This is a genomic window from Desulfofundulus sp. (genome assembly GCF_049701015.1).
GTDB lineage: Bacteria > Bacillota > Desulfotomaculia > Desulfotomaculales > Desulfovirgulaceae > Desulfofundulus.
This window is the reverse complement of sequence record NZ_JBNATZ010000161.1, coordinates 1-5,752: the sequence shown is the minus strand read 5'-3', so window position 1 is coordinate 5,752 and position 5,752 is coordinate 1. Positions and strand designations below refer to the sequence as shown.

The 5,752-nt window shown below is 50.5% G+C and carries 7 protein-coding genes; 1 reads left to right on the top strand and 6 read right to left on the bottom strand.

Annotated features, from left to right (window positions below):
* Window positions 1–1,125: PAS domain-containing protein (locus ACPLUI_RS10145; protein WP_424660146.1), on the bottom strand; the 1,125-nt coding region annotated here is incomplete at its 3' end.
* Between the two features lie 216 nt (window positions 1,126–1,341).
* The gene (locus ACPLUI_RS10140; RefSeq protein ID WP_424660145.1) at window positions 1,342–2,127 is read right to left on the bottom strand and encodes a sulfite exporter TauE/SafE family protein; all 786 of its coding nucleotides are present in this window, start codon (window positions 2,125–2,127) and stop codon (window positions 1,342–1,344) included.
* A 264-nt stretch (window positions 2,128–2,391) separates the two neighbouring features.
* Between ACPLUI_RS10140 and ACPLUI_RS10135 the strand changes: the two genes are divergently transcribed.
* Window positions 2,392–2,769, top strand: coding sequence for a hypothetical protein (locus tag ACPLUI_RS10135; protein WP_424660144.1), 378 nt, complete (start codon window positions 2,392–2,394; stop codon window positions 2,767–2,769).
* Window positions 2,770–2,839: 70 nt separating this feature from the next.
* Here the strand turns inward: ACPLUI_RS10135 and ACPLUI_RS10130 are convergent, their stop codons facing one another.
* From ACPLUI_RS10130 to spoIIIAF, 4 genes are all read right to left on the bottom strand, one after another.
* Window positions 2,840–3,604, bottom strand: a complete 765-nt coding sequence (locus tag ACPLUI_RS10130) for a response regulator (RefSeq protein WP_424660143.1) — start codon at window positions 3,602–3,604, stop codon at window positions 2,840–2,842.
* Window positions 3,605–3,857: 253 nt separating this feature from the next.
* On the bottom strand, window positions 3,858–4,424 hold the full coding sequence (locus ACPLUI_RS10125) for a SpoIIIAH-like family protein (RefSeq protein ID WP_424660142.1): 567 nt from the start codon (window positions 4,422–4,424) through the stop codon (window positions 3,858–3,860).
* Window positions 4,425–5,063, bottom strand: coding sequence for a hypothetical protein (locus ACPLUI_RS10120; RefSeq protein ID WP_424660141.1), 639 nt, complete (start codon window positions 5,061–5,063; stop codon window positions 4,425–4,427).
* A gap of 13 nt (window positions 5,064–5,076) precedes the next feature.
* Window positions 5,077–5,752: stage III sporulation protein AF (gene spoIIIAF, locus ACPLUI_RS10115; RefSeq protein WP_424660140.1), on the bottom strand; the 676-nt coding region annotated here is incomplete at its 5' end.

The window sequence follows — 5,752 nt, the reverse complement described above, 5'->3', positions numbered from 1 at the left end:
CCTGTCGGTAATATCGCGGCACGTCAACACCACCCCTATAATCTCCTGGCGGATGTTGGTCATCAGGTTGGTACTGATTAAAAGATGGAGCATCTTCCCTTCGCTGGCAGGGTGCAGCACTTCCTGGTCTTTTACCAGTCGTTGTTCATGCAGTGCGGTTATCAGGTAATTATAGAAAGGAGAATCCGGTGGAAAGATATCCCCCAGCGGCTTATCCAGACAGTCTTCCGGCAGGCCGAGTATGCGTTTTGCTGCAGCATTGACCCCGATGAGCACTGCATGCAGGTCCACAGCCAGAATCCCGTCATCAATGCTTGCCAGGATTATTTCATTATAATTCTGCACGTTGACCAGTTTGGTGGCCAGGTGGTTGATAGCTTCGGTGATTTCTCCCAGCTCACCGGTGGCAGGAGGCAGGACATAGGTAAGATCCGTCTCCAGCAACTGAACCCCTGTTTTGACCTGGTTTACAGCCGTCACAAGGTTCCGGATGAGAGCAAAAGCGCCCCCCAGTCCCACCAGCAAGCCCACGGCAATAACCAGGTAGGCATCCCGCTGCACCTGGTCCACCCGCCGGTAGAGAATGGAGAGATCTTCCGTAGCCCAGACGGCACCGATAATTTTCCCGTTCCGTATCAGGGGCCGGTACAGTTCAAGCTGTCCCCCTTCGGAAAGGCCCATGGTTTCCACTACCGGTTTGCTGGTCTTGATGGTTTCGTCGAAGGCCCGTTTGCGCCTTTTGGAAAAGTTTTCACCATAGCTGTTTTCATCACCGTCCAGGATAACATCCAGGTCGCGGGAATAGAATCCTATTTCGAGTTCCGGGTAGTTTTCCTTTACTCTTGTAATAAGCGGCTTGAGTTGCCGGTTCAGCAGTTTCACTTTATCCCGGCGAGGAGCCTGAACAGCATCAGCTCTGATCAAAAGGTCGTCAAAGGATGTGGTCAGGCTGGCATCAAGGAGTGCCATGGCTTTGGCCATTTTTTTCTTCTGACTTTCTATCATGCTCAACTGGGTGTTGTGGATCACGTTTATCATATATCCTGCGAGCACGATGGGTAATACCAAAAGCAGGGCAATTAAGACCAGGATCTGGTTTTTAAAGCCCCTTTTTTGAAAAATCATAATTGACCCCCCGCATTTAAGCATACTATCTTATTGCGCGGGCTTCAATACCTGTGTTCGGTGTTTACTTATAAAAAGTCCCCAGCCAAAAACCTGATAGCTGAGGACTTTCCCATCATCTTCCGCAATCCTGCGTTGACGACAATGCATTAACTCTACAACAAGAAACCATTATTCTACCAATCCACATGTAGAAAGGCAAAATCGAGAGCTAGCCTAACCATCTCCCCTTTCTTCAATAATTAACTGCTCATCGGTCGAGAGTTTGGGCGTCCTCAAATACCTCACACCCGTCCAGATCAGCACGGCGGAGAAGATTATACGCAAAGCTCCTTCAGACAGAATATGGGCCACAGAACCACCAAGATATGTACCGGCCAGGATGCCCGGTACCAACCCCGGCAGGATGTTTTTATTGACATTCCCCAAACGCCAGTGGGTATAAGCGCCAACTATCCCAACGGGAACCATGGCAAGGAGGGAGCAACCTTGCGCGGTATACTGGGTAAAACCGGTGAGCAGTACCATGGAAGGCACCATTATCGTACCCCCACCGACCCCCATCATCCCGGAGAGGAAGCCAGTAAAAATACCTGTCAACAGGAGGATGAGAATCTCCAACCAACCCACAACAGGCCTGGTCACATGGGGCAAGTAAGATTTTAAAAGCAGGAGCAGAGAGACGAAGATTAAAAAGCCTCCGAAGGACCTCTTGAGCTTCCATTCGGGCAGAGCATTGGCAAAGCGCGCTCCAGCCCTGGCGGTGAATATGGCGGTCGAAGCCAAAAGGACGGAGGCCAGTATATCCACCGAACCATTTAAGGCATAGGTGATAGCACCCGAAATTCCAGTGAAGACGAGCGCTACAAGGCTTGTGCCGTGGGCCTTATGCTGGCCCATCTTAAGCATGCCAACCATGAGCGGGATCATGATTACCCCGCCACCCAGGCCCACAAGCCCACCAAAGAACCCTGCCGCCAATCCTATAAATAAAGCAATCATTTCCTCGACCTCCACAGTTAAAATTTATGATACTGAAAACCCTTCTTTGAACAACATATCTTGTGTTTGACATTGTTAAATCCAATTCTGTATTACACCCATTCGACGCTGGCTTTTTAATCTCCTGCCACCATGCTCGTACAAGATATTTTCAAATAAGTTTTCATCTTTCTCACATAATCTTTTACAATTTATTTACAATCCGGAGACGTTACGTTAAACAAGTGCGAGTAAAATCAAGTACGAAAGGGGGTGAACAGAGAGATGAAACTAAGGGAAAAATTGATTAAAGGTATAGCTCTGATCTCCATGACCGCTTTCACTGCTGTTGCTCCACTTGGAACGGTAGCCATGGCAGCAACGGCAAAACAACCGGTAAAACCTGTGGTAACAGCCACCAAACATGGGGCAGTACCAGCTAAGCCGGCCAACCCTAAAGCTGGGGTGAAGAAGGCTACTCCTGCGGTGCCAGCGGCCAAAGCCGGGGCGAAATCAACAGCCAGGAAGAAAGCTGTCGCCACGAAACAGACTGCCAGTAAAAAAGTAGCGCACAAGAAGCCGGTGGTCCATAAGAAACGGGCAACTGTAAAAACTTCCAAAGTAAAGAAAACCGCTGTGAAGAAAACCGCAGCCAAGAAGTAATATAATTAATTTGGTGGTGAGGATGGGTTTACGAAGCCTGTCCTTATTTTCTTTTTTCTGCCCCCTGTTTTTATTTATGGTTCTCTTTTTCCGCAAGCAGTACGAGTGCCCTGTTTAATAACTCTTCTTCGTTAGAACCGTTCTCAGGATAAGCCACCCGGCCAAAACGCCATCCTTTTTCCGGCAGCCACTGCTCGAACTTTTTAACCACCATTTCCGAACCCTCCGCACCTGTCAGTGGGAGTACCAGGGCTACAAGGTTATCGTTGAGAACCACCACTTCGTCTATTTCTCGCAGCCTCCTGCGCAGGCGCCTGTTTATCTCGGCTATGTCCAACCTGCCTGCCCCCCTCTGTGCGAGAACCAGGGAAAACTTTGTGTTCCCTCGTTTGGCACGGTTTATTTCCTTACGAAGATGTTTTTTTAAAATTTCAGATGGCGCTTCTTCTTCACCCGGACCGATGAGCCTGCGGACACGTTCAAGGATCTGTTCGGAAGTGAAGGGTTTGCAAAGGTATTCGACGGCTCCCAATTGTACGGCCTGTTTAACAGTAGACACCTTTGCATCGGCTGTAAGGACCATCACAGGAATATAGCGGTAACCCGGTATTTCCTTAATCTTCCGGATCGTGATTAAACCATCGATCCCCGGCAGATGAATATCGACAACGACCAGGTCGAACGGGTCGAGGCTTTCTCTGGCCTTCACCAGCGCTTCTTCCCCGCTGGCAGCCTCAGTTACTTCATAGCCTTTATTCTCCAGCAATCTTCTCGTAGAGAACCTGGTGGGCGTGGAATCTTCTACCAGGAGGATAGATTTTTTCCCGTGTTTCATCTCAAAAACCTCCTCTCCCTCATGAAAAACAACTATCGTTTAAGGTCCTGGCTCATTATTCTAATTCGACCTGATTTGGGCCTCCTTAACGCAAGATTTATTACATAGCATAAAGTTCCAACCTTATGAAAAAGAAACAGGCATGGGGACTTGTCCCGTGCCCGTCTCTGCTTTTTAAGTATGCGCTTCAGATCAAAAGGCTTAACAGGCTTTTGTTCACGCTCTTCAGTAATGTTTTGCTCTTGAATTTGCGCTACGGTCTGGGAATAATCACTATATTTTGTTCCGCCACTCCCGTTTCCCGGGACACCAGTTCGGCAATCCGGGTAACATCCTCGGGGGAGATGCGGGTCGCCTGTACCACCACAGTAGCACCGTGATTTTCCAGCGATACTGCTGCATCCTTGAACCCTTTGGCCCGGATTAAATTTTCCACCTCAACTTCCCTGGCCATGTTCTGGCTTATAGCCAGCAGTTGATCCTGGGCGGTCCTGCGGGTTTCAGCCGCAGCCTGGGGGTTGTTGATAACTTCCCGCAGCAATTCCAGCTGCTGGCCTCTGGTACGTTCCCGGTCCAGGCGGTACTCCACAAAAAAGGCTGTACCATCCCGGGATACCTCCTGAGCTCCGCGGGGCGACTCCGGTATACTCCCGGTTGTTTTACCCTGCACGGCAGGCACATTGTTTACTGACACCGGTGCACTTTGATGCCGTTTCATCTGCCCGGGAACGCCCTGCCACCCCAGCACAAGCAGCGTAAGCCCCAGCAAACTCAGCAGGAAAACCAGCAGGATGCGTTTCTGGATCAGAATTGTATACATTTAAATCTCCCCCCTTTCCCTCGGTAAAACCAGAATCTTTTGCGGTTCAATACCAAGGGCCACCTGTACGGCCTGGAACAGCCGGGCCTTGACCAGTGGATCGCGGGCACCATCAGCTACCACCAGTACGCCTGCCACCCGGGCAGCCATTTCCTGTTCCACCACAGGTACTTCCCCCTGCCCGGAATGGATTAGAACCAGCTGGTCACTGCCAGTATCTTCACTGGTCACCCTGCTCCCCCCTGCCTGGTCCTTTTCCTGAGTGGTTTTTCGCCCGGTAGTGGTGTTGACGGCATATTCCTCCCGGCTGGAACTTGCCAGACGTACCGTTACCTTCACCTTGCCGGCCCCCTCTACTTGTCCAAGCATTTCCCGCAACTTTTCCTCCAGGGCTGCCTCCTGGCGGGACATATCGGTATCGTCTGGTCGTTTTGCCGTGCTCTCTTTAAGGGGTTGGCTCCCCTCATTAACCGGAACTTTTGTTTTCGCCGGAAAGCTTGTACTACCCAAAAGGAGCAAAACCACACCCAGGACAACCAGACTACCCAGCACACCGAGCTGACTCCTCGTTATTTTCGGAGGAAGTTCTCCCTCCTCCCGGTTCCCCAGAAATCTCTTCCATACATCCCTGATGGACATTTTCCCGACCTCCTCAAGATGGACTTACCCAGTGCACCTTAACCTGTTCAGGTGAAAGGTTGTAGAAATTGGCCACTGTTTTGACAAGCTGTTCTGCCGCCTTTTTTGCTTCCGGTTCTGTTTTCACAGCCTTATTCCCATCCAGACCCCGGCTGCCAATATCAATGGTCACAGGGTCCACTAAAGATTCATCCCGCTTGCCCCCCCTTCCCCGGGCTTCAGGGGAAGCCGCAGCCATTAGAAGTTCAATCTCCCTGATTTGTCCGAAACGCTTATCTGCGGGATCATCATAAACGTCAACCTGTACTTTTACTACCTGTACATCCTTGTTTAAGCCGGCCAGAGCAGAGATCTGGCGGGATAGGCCCTGCCGGTATTCTTCCAGTGCCTTTTGCTGCTGACCGTTTTTTATACGCTGTCCAGCAGCCACAATATCCGTCAAATCCCGAACTCCAGCCGGAGTTCCGGTTAAAGCCGGTTCCGGCAGGTCATGCTGCCATTCACCTCGCACCACCCCCCCTACAGCCTGCAAAACTACCACGATAATCAAGAGTCCCATAACCATTTTTAGATAGCGTTGCATATCACTGGCCGGGAGCAGCATTTCGAGAAAGACCGCCAGAACTACGATAATAATCAGGTTCTGAACCAGGTTGCGGACGATTTCCACACCATCCCTCCCCCCTAAC